Below are 17,130 nucleotides of genomic sequence, written 5' to 3'. Positions count from 1 at the left end.
CCAAAATCATTCGAGTTGCATCAAGGCAGCAACTGAATGAATCTCCGGGAGCTGACACAGGTCAGTGACCGGAGTGAATGAAGGCAGCCAACGCAGAGGCAGCTTGAAGGATGCAGGGTAAAATGAGGCATCAAGCTACCTTATCGTGACGTCTTCTGGCAACATAAAGTCTTCGAAAAACGCAAGGAAACAGAATGGCCAAGGCCAAACTCAAATTTCGCCTGCACCGCGCTGCTATCGTATTGATTAGCCTGGCGTTATTAGTCATTCTGATGCAAGGCGCATCCTATTTCAGTCTGGGACACCAACTGGCACGCTCAACGCAGGTGGAACAGCTTGCCCAGACGCTCGCCAAACAGGTGGCGTTTTCGCTCGCGCCGCTGATGGACAGCACTAATGATGGCGCCGATATCGCACAAATTTCCACTATTTTGAGCCAGCTTACCGACGGAAGCCGCATTCTTGATGCCAGCGTTTATGAGTCAGATGGCTCTCTGGTCGCCCATGCAGGCGAACAGGTGCCGGTACGCGACAGATTATCGCTCGATGGTAAACGCGCAGGCAGCTACTTCAATCATCAGATTGTGGTGCCTATTGAGGATAAAAACGGTCCGAGCGGATTTTTACGTATCACGCTGGATACGCACGTACTGGCGACTGAATCCAAGCAGGTAGATAACACCACCAATCTGTTACGTCTGATGATGCTCGCTGCGCTGGGTGTCGGTATTATTCTGGCCCGCACGCTGCTGCAAGGGCGTCGTTCGCGCTGGCAGCAATCGCCGTTCCTGCTGACCGCCAGCAAACCGCTCAAAGAAGATGACGAACAGGAAGATGAGCCGGACGAGTTCGGCCCGCCGCCGGTATTGAACATTCCTGAGCCGGAATCTGAGGTCGCACCGGCAAAACCGGCGACCGAAGCGCAAACCAAAGAAGCCGCACAGGCCGCTTACCGCAGCCTCAAAAGAAGCCGGCCGAAGTGAGTCAGGCCAGCCGCTGAATCGGCGATGTTAACTCTTCCACCTGCGCCAGCATTCCGCTGGCAAGGTGGCGGAATTCAACACTGATGGCCATGTCGCTTTCTACATTCCGCCAGAATTCGCTCGCCCATTTTTGCGCATTCAACCACTTTTCTTTTGACACCAAAGGATCAAGCGTCAAAGGCACAGTTTCACGGCGCATCGTCCCGGCGTTGGTCGGGGCAAAGGCCATCGGCAGCATGTCATACACTGGTGATATCGAAAGAGCCTGCTTTAAGGGATCAGTGGCAGGGTCGATAAACGACAGATTTCCCTGATGCATATCGCTGTTGGCGATCAGTTTTCCGAAGGCATAAATCTGCTCAATTCTTTCCAGCGTAGCTGAGGTGATCACCCGGCTGCGGCGTAACTGCTGCGCGGTCAAAAACCAGTTGCTGTTGCCCCCGCCAAACTCAGCAGAGACGGCTTCCAGTGACACCAACCCGCGCCGCCCGCGCTCACCGACCCGGTCAAACCGTTCAACCTCGAGGAAAACCTCGCCCTTTCTTCCGGTAAAGATATCGGCCATCGCAGCCGGAATGCCTGCCGCTTGCAAAACCTGTAACGCATGGGCTTCAGAGCGCAATAAATCCCCCCAGCGACAGGCGTTTTCATTAATCGCCGGAGGAGAAAATTTTACCAGAACCTGCGAGGCGTCCCGGTCTTCATGTTCTGTATAGCAGCTGAATTTAGGCTGTTCACCGCCCGCAGATGATCCGATTTCTTCTCCTGCCAGACTTCTCTGCGCCAGCCTTTCGTAGACCTGAACTTTATCCTCACGGGGAACGGGAATATCTTCCGGCTTATGAAACCATTGGTGATAGGCGATTTCCCCAATAACAAAATTACCCACCGTTTCATCACCCGCTCTGGCTAAAGCCACCAACGTCTGGGATTCGGTCCATATTTTTATGTCATCAGAAAAATGCAGTGCGGCGTTAATATCACGTCCCCACGCACGGCCTAAAAAACCCTGGGGCCGCATATCGGTGATAAACCAGGGCAGACCGTCATAAATCAGCGACTGGCCGCTGGCTGTTTCTACCGCACAACTCTCACCCGGCCAGATGGAATACAAGGTTCCGGCTTTTTCGGCATTTCCGGCCTCATTAATCTGGTACAGAGGAAAGCTCCACTGGTTATCCAGAGGACGCGGCAAAATATAACGGGTCGAGCGACTTTTTCCGATTTTGATAATTTCAGGGACTCTAGCCAGCCGTCTGGAAAGCGTTGGCTGGGTGATTCGCAGACGTTCAGTGATCTCTTTCGCCGTCAGACTGCCCTGACGCAGTAAATCAACAAGTTCAGACATGATCAGCTCAGTGATGAATAGAAAAATGCATAGCTAATAGCATAGCTGAATAGCAAGAATGTTGATATCAAGATATCTTGATATCAAAGAGATGAAGATATTGCGAAGTTAAAAATAGAGAAATTACCCCCTTAAAACGCATAGCAAAACGGGCGCCATCCGGCGCCCGTTTCAGTTACTGCAATATCTGCAGAATTTATTCTTTGTCGCCCAGCAGAACGGATTCCAGCGCGATTTCAATCATGTCGTTGAAGGTCGTCTGACGTTCAGCGGCAGTAGTTTGTTCGTGAGTACGGATATGGTCGGAAACGGTACAGATGGTCAGCGCTTTTGCACCGAATTCTGCTGCCACGCCGTAAATACCAGCGGCTTCCATTTCGACACCCAGAATGCCGTATTTTTCCATCACGTCGAACATCTGCGGGTCTGGTGTGTAGAACAGGTCAGCGGAGAAGATGTTACCCACGCGGGCATTGATGCCTTTGGCTTTCGCTGCATCAGCCGCGTTACGCACCATGTCGTAATCGGCGATAGCCGCGTAATCGTGGTCTTTGAATCGCATGCGGTTCACTTTGGAATCGGTGCAGGCACCCATACCGATCACGATATCGCGCAGTTTGATATCAGCACGCACAGCACCACAAGAACCCACGCGGATGATTTTTTTCACGCCGAATTCAGTGATCAATTCTTTGGCATAAATTGAGCAGGAAGGAATGCCCATGCCGTGACCCATAACAGAGATTTTGCGGCCTTTATAAGTGCCGGTGAAGCCCAACATGCCACGCACGTCGTTCACCTGCTTAACATCCTGAAGGAAAGTTTCCGCGATGTGCTTGGCGCGCAGCGGATCGCCCGGCATCAGCACTACGTCAGCGAAGTCGCCCATTTCAGCATTAATGTGTGGAGTTGCCATCTTCTTATTCCTTAGTCAGCGAGGTGTCATATTCATGATAAAAAACGCGGCCAGTATAAGAGACTGGCCGCGTAAGAAAAGTATCAGAGCATTGATTTGCCGTAATCCATCGGTGTCAGATCGAAGTATTTAGCAACAGTCTGACCGATGTCCGCGAAGGTATCGCGGTGGCCCAATGAGCCCGGTTTCACTTTCGGGCCATAGATCAGAACCGGAATGTGCTCGCGGGTATGATCCGTGCCGCGCCAGGTCGGGTCACAACCGTGGTCAGCGGTGAAGATAATGATGTCGTCTTCTTTCACCAGCTCCAGCAGTTCCGGCATACGGCGGTCGAACAGTTCCAGCGCCGCAGCGTAGCCCGGCACATCACGGCGGTGGCCGTAAGAGGAGTCGAAATCTACAAAGTTGGTGAAGACGATGGTCTTGTCACCCGCTTCTTTCATCTCTTTGATTGTCGCGTCAAACAACGCATCCAGACCGGTGGCTTTCACTTTTTTAGTGATACCGACCTGCGCGTAAATATCGGCGATTTTACCGACAGACACCACGTGGCCGTCTTTTTCATCAACCAGTTTTTTCAGAATGGTCGGTGCCGGTGGCTCAACCGCTAAATCGTGACGGTTACCGGTACGCTCGAAGTTACCGGCTTTGTCGCCGATGAACGGACGGGCAATCACACGGCCAATGTTGTATCCGCCTTCAGTCAGTTCTTCACGGGCGATTTCGCACAGTTCATACAGGCGATCCAGTCCGAAGGTTTCTTCGTGACAGGCAATCTGGAAGACGGAGTCAGCGGAAGTGTAGAAAATCGGCTTGCCGGTTTTCATGTGTTCTTCGCCCAAATCGTCCAGTACCACGGTACCGGAAGAGTGGCAGTTGCCGAGATAGCCCGGCAGATTGGCGCGTTCCACCAGTTTATCCAGCAGTTCCTGCGGGAAGCTGTTGGTGGTGTCGCTGAAATAACCCCAGTCGAAAAGAACAGGCACACCGGCGATTTCCCAGTGGCCTGACGGGGTGTCTTTGCCGGAAGACAATTCGCTGGCGTAAGCATATGCACCGGTAATTTCAGAATTACCGTCCATGCCGTCAGGAATTTTACCGGTGGATTCTTCAGCGGCTTTCGCCAGCCCCAGACGGGTCAGGTTCGGCAGATTCAGAGGACCTTTACGGCCTTTGTCTGCATCGCCACGCGCACAGGCAGCCGCGATATGGCCCAATGTATCAGAACCGGCATCGCCAAAGCGCTCGGCATCTTCACTGGCACCGATACCGAATGAGTCTAACACCATGATAAATGTACGTTTCATTTTGCTCTCCTGCGAATGGTTACGCATTGGGTCACGCGGAACTGCCGCGCACCTGATCAATCTTAAATGGGGGCGATTTAGCCTGAAATCAAGCTTTGCCGCTGATCCGGCGATAAACCACCGGCGTGCTTTCCGGCGCTTTGTCACTCAGTACAATCGCCGCCCGCACTTCCTGCGCCGCCTGTTGCCAGGCCGCTTCACTGTTCGCGTGGATCATCGCCAGTGGCTGACGGGTATCCACTTGCTGGCCGAGTTGCGCCATGTGGGTCAGACCAACGCTGTAGTCGATAGCATCGCTGGCACGGCGACGACCGCCACCCAGTGAAACCACCGCCATCCCCAGCGCGCGGGTATCCATTGCGCTGACAATGCCGTTGGTTTCAGCGTAAACCGGTTTGCTCAGCGTGGCCTGTTGCAGATAATTGTCGTAATTTTCGATGAAATCGGTCGGGCCTTTTTGCGCGGCAATCATGCGGCCAAAGACTTCCGCTGCTTTGCCGTTATCCAGCACTGCCTGCAACTGACTGCGGGCGTCGGCGTCATCTTTCGCCAGTCCGCCAGACAGCAGCATTTCAACGCACAGCGCCATCGTGACTTCCAGCAGACGCGGATTACGGTATTCGCCGGTCAGGAAACGCACGGCTTCACGCACTTCCACCGCATTACCGGCACTGGATGCCAGCACCTGATTCATGTCAGTCAGCAGCGCCGTGGTTTTACAACCCGCGCCATTCGCCACATCCACGATCGCCTGCGCCAGATCTTCGGACAGCTGATAAGTTGGCATAAATGCACCGGAACCGACTTTAACATCCATCACCAACGCATCCAGACCTTCGGCCAGTTTTTTGGCGAGGATCGAAGCAGTGATCAGCGGAATAGAGTCAACGGTTGCGGTGATATCGCGTGTCGCGTAGAAGCGTTTATCCGCCGGTGCCAGCGAGCTGGTCTGGCCGATAATAGCCACGCCGACGTCCTGAATGATGCTGCGGAAACGGCTGTCATCCGGGAAAATATCAAACCCAGGAATAGCTTCGAGTTTATCGAGCGTACCGCCGGTATGACCGAGGCCACGACCTGAAATCATCGGGACATAGCCGCCACATGCCGCCACCATCGGGCCTAGCATCAGGGAGGTCACATCACCTACACCGCCGGTCGAATGTTTGTCGACAATCGGACCGTTCAGATTGAGGCTTTTCCAGTCGAGCACGGTCCCTGAATCACGCATCGCCATGGTCAGCGAAACACGTTCTTTCATGGTCATGTCGTTGAAATAGATAGTCATTGCCAGTGCGGCAATTTGTCCTTCAGAAACCTGACTGTCACGAATACCATTAATAAAGAAACGAATTTCTTCGTCGCTTAAAGGCTGACCGTCACGTTTTTTACGAATAATTTCTTGTGCGAGAAACAAGGTATCCCCCTGCCTGAGCTGAACGCTAAATGTGAACGCCAGTACCGGACGCTGTAAAACAGCGCCACGGCACAGGCATAACAACAGTGATTAATAGCTGCTGGTGGCTTTCTGGCCAGCGTGACCCAATGTGGTCAGCAGGCTTGCCAGCAGGCTGGAAGCACCGAAACGGAAGTGACGTGCGTCAGCCCATTCACGGCCCAGCAGGCGGTCAGCCAGTGCCAGATATTGCGCAGCATCTTCAGCGGTTTTCACGCCACCGGCCGGTTTGAAACCAACGGCTTTGCCGACGCCCATTTCAGCAATCACGCTCATCATCAGTTCAGCGCTGTGCAAAGTGGCGTTTTCAGGCACTTTACCGGTAGAGGTTTTGATGAAGTCAGCGCCCGCTTTAATCGCGATCTCGGAGGCTTTGCGGATCAGCGCATCTTGCTTCAGTTCACCGGTTTCGATGATCACTTTCAGCAGAACGTTGGCCGCAGCACAGGCTTCTTTGCACTGTTTGACCATCTCAAAACCGATCTGCTCGTTACCGGCGATCAGTGCGCGGTACGGGAATACCACGTCAACTTCATCGGCACCGTAAGCGATCGCCGCGCGGGTTTCTGCCAGCGCAATATCAAGATCATCGTTACCGTGCGGGAAGTTAGTGACAGTCGCAATGCGGATATCAGGCGTACCTTGCTCACGCAGAGTTTTGCGGGCAACAGGAATAAAACGAGGATAAATACAGACAGCAGCGGTGTTACCTGCCGGGCTTTTCGCCTGGTGACAAAGCGCGATCACTTTTGCATCAGTGTCGTCTTCGTTCAGGGTGGTTAAATCCATCAGGTTCAGCGCACGTTGCGCTGCGGCGGTTAAATCGGTCATATAACTCTCCAACAATTTTCAATTCCAGCGACCGGCCAGAACTGAGCATACAGTCATGAATTCGTTCCGGCGGTTATCGACGGGAAATGAATTCTGCACGGTTGGCGAGCGGACTTGGTTCCTTGAAGATAGCGTGCGTAAGCAGCGTGTCGTGGCTTACGCGGCAACTGAGATCCTTCTCACCGCGCTTTGATTGGCTGACGCCAAGTCGTTGTGACTATTTGAACACGTCACATCAGGTTCCTGTGTGCAGTATTTCACACAAAATGAAAACCGTTTGCAACGTTGCTTAGTGAAATGAGATCTAAATCACATTTCACTGGCGTTATGCTCAGTATTTGGTCCAGATAAGAGTGTATACCCGATTCATGACAAACGGAGTGCGCACGGATATACAGCGATCACCGACCGGCGATCTTACGAGCAATGTTATAATAATAACATTTTAAAGAGAACATAAATTACATAGCCTGAAGAAACCCTTTTAAAGAAAAGCATGAAAGGTAAATAGGAATGTTATTTAAATCACAAAACCAGGAGGGGACGGATTACAAAGCGGATAAATTGAAGATACGACGGGTGTTGTCGAGCAATGCGGCGGCAATCTGTTCTGGGGTTTCACTGCGCAGGCTGCACAGTATGTCGAACACGTTAGCAGCACGCTCCGGACGATTGGGCTGGCCCTGAAAACCCTGCAACGGCATATCTGGCGCATCGGTTTCCAGAAGCAAAGAAGAAAGCGGTAATTGCGCCATCACATGACGGGTTTTCTGCGCGCGTTCATAACTGATAGTGCCGCCCACGCCTATCGCAAAACCCAGTTTGATAAACGCCTGCGCCTGCGAAAGACTGCCCGCAAAGCCATGTACCACGCCGGCAGCAGGCAATTTAGCCTGCCGTAACATTGCCGCCAGCTGATCGTGACTGCGCCGCGAATGCAGAATCACCGGCAGCATTTCACGCTTTGCCATGGCGAATTGCGCTTTGAGCACCCGCTGTTGTTGCTCAAATCGCGGCGTTTCCATGTATAAATCCAGCCCGATTTCACCGACCGCCACCAGGTGCGGATCCCGGTGAGTCAGCAATGAATCCAGTAATTCCAGGCAACTGTCTTTGTGCTCGCTGATATAAAGGGGATGTAAACCCAGCGCCGCGTGCAGCTGCGGGAATTTTTTTGCCAGTGAGAGAATGCCGCGGAATCGATCTGACGTAACCGACGGAACGATGATATGCCGGACGCCCGCTTCTCCGGCGAGACGCAAACTTTCGGCTTCCGCGCCGGTAAACGGCGGAAAATCGAAATGGCAGTGCGTATCGACGAAGGTATGACTCACAACTTATCACCCTCACTGGCGGGATAGGTTTCTGATGCACCGTTTTCTACCGGTGGCATATCAGATGCCACGCGTTTCGGCTGCGGATCATGAACCACGTTGTCTTTAAAGGCGGCCGGACGCACAACGCCGCCGTCGGCGACCATATCCGTCAGCACGGCGGGATCCAAAATGATCTGCTCCACCGTGCTGGCTGAAGCAGCCAGCGGGATCACGTTTTCCGGTTCGTCCTGCGGTATGACAACCCGCTGAGGGCGACGTGTCACGCGGGGTTCGATATGCGGATAAGGCCGTTCATTTTCACGCGGCAACAGCCAGTGCGCCGCAGCTGACAGGAAATAACGCCCGCAGCGGCGCCCAAGATGGTAATCCTGATTCAGCGCGGGCAGGCGACTGCCCAGCGCGTGGCTGGCTAAAGGTTTTGGCGGGAAGATTTCAAAAATACGCACATCGTCCGGCGGATTCTCGATGAACTGCTGGATGCGGTGATAGCTTTCTTCGTGATGCTGCATCATGCGCACCAGCTGTTGCAGGCTGCTTTCGCTCAGCCATTGCTCCATGCGTTTCATCCATTGCGGCGTATAGAACATCGCCGAGGGAACAGTGCGGATCACCACGATCGTATCGGCGCCACGGCGATAAGCTTCCTCAACCGGGATCGCATCGCTGATACCACCGTCCTGATAACTCACGCCATCAAGATCGACGCCCATACGGTAAAAGCCCGGAATGGCGCTGGAGGCTTTGATCACCGGCAGCCAGTTATCGCGCGTCGGAGCAAAGTAATTCGCTGAATAATCATCACTGCGGCAGGCGCACATCAGAAACTCACGCCCGTCGATCAACAGCTTTTCAGCGGTTTCCATCGCCAGCGGCATGTTTTTGGCCGTTTGTTCCACCAGCCAGTCGAGATCGATAAGGTGCCCGCCGCGCACAAAACGCAGAGGATTGAAAAAGTCGGGGCTGGTGGTATAGCGGGTAATGACTCTTCTGGCATAACCAGGTTGTCCGCAGACAAAAGCAGAGAGATTTTGTGCGCCGGCAGACGTGCCCAGATATAAATCAAAGGGATTAAAGCGCGCGCGTTGAAACTCATCCAGCACACCAGCTGTAAAAATGCCCCGCTGTCCGCCGCCTTCGCACACCAGTGCTATTTTGCCGGGTGTATAAGGTTTATACGCCAGTGGTTCTATGTTCCCCAGCGTGACAGGTATTCTGTATCCCAACGGGCTATCCTCACAAAATCGGCCTCACTCAGCGGCCTTCATTTCTGAGCATACCTTGTCTGACTGATTTACGTGAAATTCTTGCCAAATTTCAGCGATAAAATCGTTACGTCCTGTTAACAGCCAGATCGCACATAAAAAGAATCGCCCCCTTCATTGAAGGGGGCGATGTCATTCATTAACACTTTTTGGCATCAAATCATTGATGCGGTCAGAGTCGTTTACGACCGGTAAACAGGCTGACCAGGAACAGAATGATACCGACTACGAAGACGATTTTTGCAGCCCAGGCAGCTGTACCCGCCAAACCACCGAAACCGAGAGCCGCCGCGATTAACGCGATGATTAGAAAAATAATGCCCCAACGAAACATAAGCTTCTCCTTTATACCCTATTTTCACTTTGCCAGTTTAAAAGGTGGTGCCCCGCTTCGGGCCGGACTCACTGTTAAACATCTGCCTTTTGACACTTTATCTCCCGACCGTATGCCGGGAACAAAACTTCTTACTTAATAAAGGTAGTCGAAAAATTAAAGTGTTAGAGCTTCTGACACGATATTTTTCCGAAATCAGGCAAATCTTATCCGTCCCGAATATTCAGCGGGCAACACAAATATTGTTATGCGTTATTCAAAAGATGAGGCGCCCGCCCGTGAGAAGGCGCCTTGTACTTCAGGTCTTGTACTTCAGGTCTTGTACTACAGGTAGAGCAGAATATCGTTACGGTGCGACTTTCAGGTCATTTTTGACGCTTTTCACGCCATCAACGGTTTTCGCAACGCTTTCAGCACGGTCAGACTGTGCCTGGTCTTTCACTGCACCGGAAAGCTGTACTACGCCGTCGGTGGTTTCAACTTTTACATTACGTGAAGGGACAATGTCATCGGCCAGCAGTTTTGCTTTCACAGACGCTGTTGTTGCGCTGTCGCCCGCATAGCCTTTCACGCTCTGGTCTTTGCTGTCTTTGGTGTGCAGTTTGTCACTGACAGATTTCACACCTTCAACTTTAGTTGCGGCAGCAACCGCCTGCTCAGCTTCAGCCTGTGAACCAACGAAACCGCTCAGCGTAACAACGCCTGCATTGGTAGTCACGGAAATGTCGCTGCTTTTGATGGCTTTATCATCCACCAGTGCACTTTTTACTTTCGCTGTGATGGCGCTGTCGCCCATGTAGTTATCAACTTTCTTCATGGAGCTATCGATTTTTGCACCTGCGCTATCTGTAGTCGTCGCAGCCAGAGCGCTGCCGCTCATCAGTGCGGTACCCAGTACTACGGCCATCATGGAATAGGCAAATTTAGAGTTTTTCATCGATTTCTTCCTTTCGGTTTATAAGCCTTGATTTCGGCTCTGTACGTCACATTCTTGGTGACGCCTTCTAACAAATTGTATTGCTGCTGTTTTTACTGTCCTTGTAGCAGAGTACATCGTTTTATTCTGGCTTTTAATCGCCTCGCGATATAACTCTCTGTTGAGTGACTTTAATGTAGTGCTTTAAGCCACCATTTCCTGAACACACATTTAATATAGTCAAGAATGATCAAATGTGTAGGAAGATCGTCGAATAGGGACCCTAATGCAGACAAGTCCGAAGGTTTCCCCCTAAATTTGCACAAAATATCGGCATAGTGATAGGAAATATCTGGAGGCGGACACGCTTCAGATAAAAAAATGGCTCCTGTAAAAGGAGCCATTTGGCATTATTGGGTTAAAAATTTGCTTTAAAAATCAGACTTTGGTTTTAGATTACTGCTTGTCCCATGCATCCTGCCAGTTAGTACCGGTAGCTGGTGCATAAGCCCAGGCCGCCTGACCACACCAGCCAGAGTATGGGAAAGGTTTGCACTGATAGATGCTGCCATCACTGCCTAATACCTTAGTACCCGCCACGTATTTCTCGCTGCTTTCCGGGTAAACATAGTCGTAACCTGCCGCCGCCGCTTTAGCTTTTACCAGAACCGTGGTGGTTGCGGTATCCGTTAAACCGGTGTTATCGGTCACGGTCACGTCAACAGTGAAGCGTGTATCAACGGTCACTTGTGGTGCATTAATGACTTCAGTATTGGATGCTGCACCCTGAGCCGGTACGACTGGCAATCCAGCCGGATTAGTCCACTGATAATGCAAATCAGCAGCCTGCGTATCCGGATCGGTCACTTTTGCTGTCAGTGTCAGCGATTCACCTGAAGTCACGGTATACGTAGATTCAAGGGTAACGGACGGTGCGACAGGTTTAGAGGCATCAATCACATTCACGCTGGTTTGCGCCGTGGTGCTGCCTTCGCTGTCACTCACGGTCAGAGAGAAGGTGTACACCGCATTGGTCACCGGTTGCGCCACGCTGAATGTCGCTTTAGCTGAATTGCTGTTTTGCAGCGTCACTGCCGGGCCGGAAACTTGTTTCCACTGATAAGTCAGGCTGTCGCCGTCTTTATCGGTACTGGCGGAACCATCCAGTGTAATCACGCCGATGCCGTTAACCTGCTGAGCCATACCCGCATTCGCGACCGGTGGTGTATTGGTTGCTACCGGTGCGACTGAACCGCTAGTGATTGGCGCAAAGATTTGGCTGTAAGCATAGAGCGGAGCCTGTTCCGGTGTCATACCACTGTGTTCTGCGGAAACTTGCCCAGAAACACCCGGCTGATCGCGAGCCATAGACCATGCACCAATCATACCCAGGCCATAATCTTTCGCCTGCTGGTAAACGAGACGGGCATCAGAAAGATAGAACACTTCACCCTGCACGTCGTTATAGCCAATCATCGGGGTCGTACCCAGCATGGCGTAAACCTGCGCCGCGCTCTTCTCAGGGTATAAACCTTTCACCTGAGCAAACAGATTGTCGATAGCCGACGTCGCACATTTGCCATGGATATTCTGGCCTTCAGTGTTGGCTGACTGGCATTGAATGTTGCCGTAGTCCATCGCCATCACGTTTACACCGGTAAGCACCACGCCCTGATCTTTGGCATCCTGCAACACTTCCATCCCTTCATGGGTCAGACCGGTTGGCAGAACAGGCAAGGTATACCAGATACCGATGTGACGGCCTTCGGCAGCCCAACGATCCTGCACCAATTTGACGGCAGCATTGCGACGCTGGATAGATTCTTTATCCGCCAGCCAGTTGCCTTCGATATCGAAATCAAGCACCTGAAGATTAAGGTTCTCAACGATATCGTAATAATGCTGGGCCAGATCATTCACGTTATTACAGGCAGCAGCCAGTGGTGCATTGTTCGCGCCGCCGATCGATACCATGATATCGCCGCCCGCTTCGCGCAATGCTTTGATTTTGCTGTATTGTGCATAGTTGGTGACGCTGTAAGCAGTGCCCCACGTCGGTACACAGGTATTAGCATCTTTAGCGACCATAAAGGCCATGGTGAAGTGGTTAACGTTCTGGTTTTTCGCCAGACCTACCAGGTCAGGTTGCATGTTTAAGGTAAAATCGACATATGGCGCATAGAACTGGGCAGGCCATGGATTCTTCGGCGTACCCACTCGCTCTTTGGTGCCGCTCCAGTCCATATAAACAGCCCATGGTGTTACATCGTCTGGTTTCACTTTCTGAACGATGACAGCAGACTGATAATTCTTGCCGTTATATTTCACCAATGAATTAGCAGGATATAATGTATTGATATTCAACGTTGGCGCGTTATCAATTTGATCCTGAGAATAAGATTGTACTGCACCTAACGGTTTCCACGGATGGCCGTTATTTCCCTCAGGGTTTTGATTGGCTGCCAGAGACGGATCATTATTAACGGTGTAGAACAGAGCTTCATACATCACACCGTCTTTCTGAACTTTATCACCCTGATTATAGGTTGTGCTGCTGCTCCAGACCGGCGTCGGTGCATAAGCTACCCACGGGTTATTTTCTGCTGGTGCGAAACTGTGTGCAGGCGTTGCTTTAGACGTTTTGTACGTCATGCCATTTGCCAGGACAATATCACCGGCTAAATAATCACGGCTGCTGTCATAATTGACATAATTATTCTGGGTACCGTCACCGGCGATCTCACAAACTGTCGGGTTGCCATACTGGCTCATTTCAGTCGCGGATGCGTCGCGTACTTTACGCCACGGGTTGGCACCCTGATCTTGTTCAGCCGTGCCCGGGCAATTGGTGGCACCGACCCACCAGGCGTTAGAGTAAACGCCGCCGTCGAAGATAACTTCATAGGTGTCGCCGCCTTCCTGTCCATTCCACGCTTCAAGCGCAAAGGCGCTGGCAGAGGCCATCGTCAGACCGGCAACACACAACATCTGTGTGATTTTATTCATTTTCATAACTTACATTCCTTATATATATATATCATTGCCACGGCGGGGTATTCATAGAATACATATATGTTTTACGAGAAAACGTATTTGAAACTATGGTGAATTGAGAATTTATTTATTAATCCATAAATGCAAAGCATGTGTTGATTGCGATACATATCAAATAAATATGAAGTAATTTGTGGCATGCGTATAATGACATATCTATTAGGAAACAAACTAATCAAAAACTAATAGATCGCACTAATAATTACAATTAAGATTATTTAATAAGCCAGACATATTCTCTGCATTTAAACATACAGGAATGTAATAATAGAGCGCAATTAAGCAAGTGAATTAATATATATTTAATTAATGTTAAATTCAGAAGTAATAAAAAAGGCGACATAAATGTCGCCTTTCCAGAAACAGAACAGATTAATGTTCGCGGGTTTTACGGAATTTCACTTCAGGATAACGCTCTGAAGCCAGATTCAGGTTCACCATGGTTGGGGCGATGTAGGCCAGATTATCGCCGCCATCGAGCGCCAGATTGGTTTCGTTCTTGCGTTTGAATTCTTCGAACTTCTTCACGTCGTTGCATTCAACCCAACGGGCGGTAGAAACGTTCACGGATTCGTAAATCGCTTCAACGTTGTATTCGCTTTTCAGACGCGCCACGACCACTTCAAACTGCAGCACACCGACCGCACCAACGATTAAGTCGTTATTAGAGATCGGACGGAACACCTGTACCGCACCTTCTTCTGAAAGCTGTACCAGCCCTTTCAGCAACTGTTTCTGCTTCAGCGGGTCGCGCAGGCGGATACGACGGAACAGTTCAGGGGCAAAGTTAGGAATGCCGGTGAACTTCATGTTCTCACCCTGAGTAAAGGTGTCGCCAATCTGAATCGTGCCGTGGTTGTGCAGGCCGATGATATCGCCCGGATAGGCTTCTTCAACGTGTGAACGGTCACCGGCCATAAAGGTCAGCGCGTCAGAAATCACCACATCTTTACCCGTACGCACCTGACGCAGTTTCATGCCTTTTTCATACTTACCGGACACCACACGCATGAATGCCACGCGGTCACGGTGTTTCGGATCCATATTGGCCTGAATTTTAAACACAAAACCGGTGAATTTCTCGTCATCGGCTTTCACTTCGCGCAGGTCAGTTTTACGTGGCATCGGCGCAGGCGCCCAGTCCACCAGACCGTCGAGCATGTGATCAACACCAAAGTTACCGAGTGCAGTACCGAAGAATACCGGCGTCAGTTCGCCCTGCAGGAAAGCTTCGTGATCGAATTCATGGGATGCACCCTGAACCAGTTCCAGCTCTTCACGCAGTTGCACAGCCAGATCTTCGCCGACAGCAGCATCCAGCTCAGGGTTATCCAGGCCTTTAACGACGCGAACTTCCTGAATGGTGTGACCTTTACCGGTCTGGTACAGATACACTTCATCTTTATAGAGGTGGTAAACCCCTTTGAACAATTTACCGCAGCCGATCGGCCAGGTAATCGGAGAACAGGCAATTTTCAGCTCGCGCTCCACTTCGTCCATCACTTCCATCGGGTCACGGATGTCACGGTCGAGTTTGTTCATGAAAGTCAGGATCGGCGTATCACGCAGACGGGTAACTTCCATCAGTTTACGGGTCCTGTCTTCAACACCTTTCGCAGCGTCGATCACCATCAGACAGCAGTCAACCGCGGTCAGGGTACGGTAGGTATCTTCGGAGAAGTCTTCATGCCCCGGGGTGTCGAGCAGGTTAACCAGACACTGTTTGTACGGGAACTGCATCACGGACGTAGTGATGGAGATACCACGTTGTTTTTCCATTTCCATCCAGTCGGATTTGGCATGATGGCTGGAGCCGCGGCCTTTTACTGTACCGGCGGTCTGAATGGCCTGTCCGAATAACAGCACTTTTTCAGTAATTGTAGTTTTACCGGCATCGGGGTGAGAGATGATGGCAAATGTGCGGCGCTTGGCCACTTCAAGGGCGTATTCACTTGGAGACATGTTTTTCACGTTTCTGCGGTTGGTCCGCCCTGCATAGGATTTAACATCACGTCAGAAGATGACGTCAGGCAAAGCGGTAATAAAAGTTATAGCCGGCTATTTTCACTGATTTAGCCGGGATGGGCAATCAATGGTTTTTTTGTATGGTGTGTGCGAGAAAAACTCAGAGTTTGAAGTCAGAAGGCAATGAAGCCCAATGGCGTCGCAAAATCACTTTATGCGCATCGGCCATAGGGAGCGAATCAAGCCTGTCTTGCCATTCTTTGCGAGCAATACTCAGCACATCATTCAAATGCACTTTTATCGCAGGCCATGACACCCCGATTCGGTATGTCCATTTTTCAAAAGTAGCGAAATCGATCACAGCCCAGCGTTTTTCCCGGGCCATATTCAGTGCCACTCCTTGTTCATCCTGCATATAAATTCGCGTGCTCACGATGTCATAAGCCGGAGAGAGTCGGGCATTTATTCCGTCAGGATAGATAACCGACCAGTTTTTCAAATGCGCATCGCCATTTCCCAGCAGGATATTGACCAGTAACCGGCGTGCCATTTGCTGCACATCAGCCAACCCGGCAGAACCAACACGATCAAGCACCGCTGCGATTTGTTCATAGTTATGGCGCCCGTATTTCCGATGGGCATACACCTCAAAAATTTGAGCAAAATCTTCCGTGTGTATACGCCCGGCAGGACTGCGGTCAAAACGCTTAATGCTAAAAGCAAAAGGCTCATCAGGAAGGCGAATGTCGGGCAAGTTATCGATTTCAGAAAGACGGATCAGCTTGATCTCAGGGATTTCAACCCCCGCACTTGCCGCAAGTGTCATGGCAGTGAATTCATTCTCCGCGAGCGAAGGATGCACTACCGAAGGCGTTTTGATTATCCAGCTATCTTCGCCGATTTCAGCGCTGACGTTGAAGCGTCCTTGTTCCTGCTGTACAGAAAACTTCAGCTGAACGCCAGCCAGCGAAAACTTATCGGCCTGCTGACTAACATCTATCTGAACAGGCTCAAGCCGGTCGCCACGAGACACTTTAGCCCAGGCTGGCATTTCATCTCTGAGGACGGGTCTGACCCGCAATGCACCCGGAAGATTTTTTCCCGCATACGCCAGTAAAGGGAATTCTGAATCGTGATGGATTTTTAGTGACTGCGTCATCCATGCCCGCAAAGCCCCTTCCGGTAACAAATTAGAAAGTACAGGGGGTAAACGGAGAGAAGAAACCAGCGGGCGATGCAAGTAATCAGAGTGTGACTTTTGTGACAATGTAAAAACCGGCTTATCCTCCCAAGATAAAGCCGCATAAGCAGGGTCGAAAGTCAGGATATTTCGGCTGCCGGAATAATGAGCCAGTACGCCAATCCGCTGATCATGTAAATATAAAGCCAGTGCTTCGACAGACTCTGTTTGTTTTGTCATG

The 17,130-nt window shown here is 51.1% G+C and carries 13 protein-coding genes; 1 reads left to right on the top strand and 12 read right to left on the bottom strand.

Annotated elements, in window-relative coordinates; genetic code table 11:
- Positions 1 to 194 precede the first annotated feature (194 nt).
- Positions 195 to 983: a YtjB family periplasmic protein gene (locus ACM615_RS19460; protein ID WP_112289025.1), complete on the top strand. Its 789-nt coding sequence runs from the start codon at positions 195 to 197 to the stop codon at positions 981 to 983.
- Position 984: 1 nt separating this feature from the next.
- On the opposite strand, the gene yjjJ is transcribed toward ACM615_RS19460, so the two are convergent.
- From yjjJ to ACM615_RS19400, 12 genes are all read right to left on the bottom strand, one after another.
- Positions 985 to 2,331, bottom strand: a complete 1,347-nt coding sequence (gene yjjJ, locus ACM615_RS19455; protein WP_113876298.1) for a type II toxin-antitoxin system HipA family toxin YjjJ — start codon at positions 2,329 to 2,331, stop codon at positions 985 to 987.
- A gap of 196 nt (positions 2,332 to 2,527) precedes the next feature.
- Positions 2,528 to 3,247 (bottom strand): purine-nucleoside phosphorylase, encoded by a 720-nt coding sequence (gene deoD / locus ACM615_RS19450; protein WP_013577098.1) that lies wholly within the window; start codon positions 3,245 to 3,247, stop codon positions 2,528 to 2,530.
- Between the two features lie 83 nt (positions 3,248 to 3,330).
- Entirely contained in the window at positions 3,331 to 4,554 is a 1,224-nt protein-coding gene (gene deoB / locus ACM615_RS19445) for a phosphopentomutase (RefSeq protein WP_112289027.1), read from the bottom strand.
- An 88-nt stretch (positions 4,555 to 4,642) separates the two neighbouring features.
- Positions 4,643 to 5,971 carry a thymidine phosphorylase gene (deoA, locus tag ACM615_RS19440; RefSeq protein WP_112289028.1) on the bottom strand — a complete coding sequence of 443 codons (1,329 nt, stop codon included), beginning with the start codon at positions 5,969 to 5,971 and terminating at the stop codon, positions 4,643 to 4,645.
- A gap of 90 nt (positions 5,972 to 6,061) precedes the next feature.
- Positions 6,062 to 6,841, bottom strand: coding sequence for a deoxyribose-phosphate aldolase (gene deoC, locus ACM615_RS19435; RefSeq protein ID WP_112289029.1), 780 nt, complete (start codon positions 6,839 to 6,841; stop codon positions 6,062 to 6,064).
- Between the two features lie 548 nt (positions 6,842 to 7,389).
- Positions 7,390 to 8,175 carry a TatD family hydrolase gene (locus ACM615_RS19430; protein ID WP_431012364.1) on the bottom strand — a complete coding sequence of 262 codons (786 nt, stop codon included), beginning with the start codon at positions 8,173 to 8,175 and terminating at the stop codon, positions 7,390 to 7,392.
- Complete coding sequence (locus tag ACM615_RS19425) at positions 8,172 to 9,401, bottom strand: patatin-like phospholipase family protein (protein ID WP_129639683.1); 1,230 nt, start codon at positions 9,399 to 9,401, stop codon at positions 8,172 to 8,174. Before ACM615_RS19425 ends, ACM615_RS19430 begins: the two co-directional genes overlap by 4 nt.
- Positions 9,402 to 9,612: 211 nt before the next feature.
- Positions 9,613 to 9,774 carry a DUF1328 domain-containing protein gene (locus tag ACM615_RS19420; RefSeq protein WP_013577105.1) on the bottom strand — a complete coding sequence of 54 codons (162 nt, stop codon included), beginning with the start codon at positions 9,772 to 9,774 and terminating at the stop codon, positions 9,613 to 9,615.
- Between the two features lie 346 nt (positions 9,775 to 10,120).
- Positions 10,121 to 10,711: a molecular chaperone OsmY gene (gene osmY / locus ACM615_RS19415; protein WP_112289032.1), complete on the bottom strand. Its 591-nt coding sequence runs from the start codon at positions 10,709 to 10,711 to the stop codon at positions 10,121 to 10,123.
- Positions 10,712 to 11,146: 435 nt separating this feature from the next.
- Positions 11,147 to 13,702 carry a PKD domain-containing protein gene (locus tag ACM615_RS19410; RefSeq protein ID WP_431012363.1) on the bottom strand — a complete coding sequence of 852 codons (2,556 nt, stop codon included), beginning with the start codon at positions 13,700 to 13,702 and terminating at the stop codon, positions 11,147 to 11,149.
- Between the two features lie 414 nt (positions 13,703 to 14,116).
- Positions 14,117 to 15,706, bottom strand: a complete 1,590-nt coding sequence (gene prfC, locus ACM615_RS19405; RefSeq protein ID WP_112289034.1) for a peptide chain release factor 3 — start codon at positions 15,704 to 15,706, stop codon at positions 14,117 to 14,119.
- A 163-nt stretch (positions 15,707 to 15,869) separates the two neighbouring features.
- Positions 15,870 to 17,129: a type II toxin-antitoxin system HipA family toxin gene (locus ACM615_RS19400; protein WP_132966633.1), complete on the bottom strand. Its 1,260-nt coding sequence runs from the start codon at positions 17,127 to 17,129 to the stop codon at positions 15,870 to 15,872.
- Between the last annotated feature and the right edge of the window lies 1 nt (position 17,130).

This window comes from Rahnella sp. PAMC25617 (assembly GCF_050606005.1).
Taxonomy (GTDB): Bacteria; Pseudomonadota; Gammaproteobacteria; order Enterobacterales; family Enterobacteriaceae; genus Rahnella; species Rahnella variigena.
This window is presented reverse-complemented; position numbering and strand designations above follow the sequence as displayed.

Coding starts and splice junctions, on each gene's coding strand:
- ACM615_RS19460 (WP_112289025.1), top strand. CDS start 195: ATGGCCAAGGCCAAACTCAAATTTCGCCTGCACCGCGCTGCTATCGTA.
- yjjJ (WP_113876298.1), bottom strand. CDS start 2,331: ATGTCTGAACTTGTTGATTTACTGCGTCAGGGCAGTCTGACGGCGAAA.
- deoD (WP_013577098.1), bottom strand. CDS start 3,247: ATGGCAACTCCACACATTAATGCTGAAATGGGCGACTTCGCTGACGTA.
- deoB (WP_112289027.1), bottom strand. CDS start 4,554: ATGAAACGTACATTTATCATGGTGTTAGACTCATTCGGTATCGGTGCC.
- deoC (WP_112289029.1), bottom strand. CDS start 6,841: ATGACCGATTTAACCGCCGCAGCGCAACGTGCGCTGAACCTGATGGAT.
- ACM615_RS19420 (WP_013577105.1), bottom strand. CDS start 9,774: ATGTTTCGTTGGGGCATTATTTTTCTAATCATCGCGTTAATCGCGGCG.
- osmY (WP_112289032.1), bottom strand. CDS start 10,711: ATGAAAAACTCTAAATTTGCCTATTCCATGATGGCCGTAGTACTGGGT.
- ACM615_RS19410 (WP_431012363.1), bottom strand. CDS start 13,702: ATGAAAATGAATAAAATCACACAGATGTTGTGTGTTGCCGGTCTGACG.
- prfC (WP_112289034.1), bottom strand. CDS start 15,706: ATGTCTCCAAGTGAATACGCCCTTGAAGTGGCCAAGCGCCGCACATTT.
- ACM615_RS19400 (WP_132966633.1), bottom strand. CDS start 17,129: ATGACAAAACAAACAGAGTCTGTCGAAGCACTGGCTTTATATTTACAT.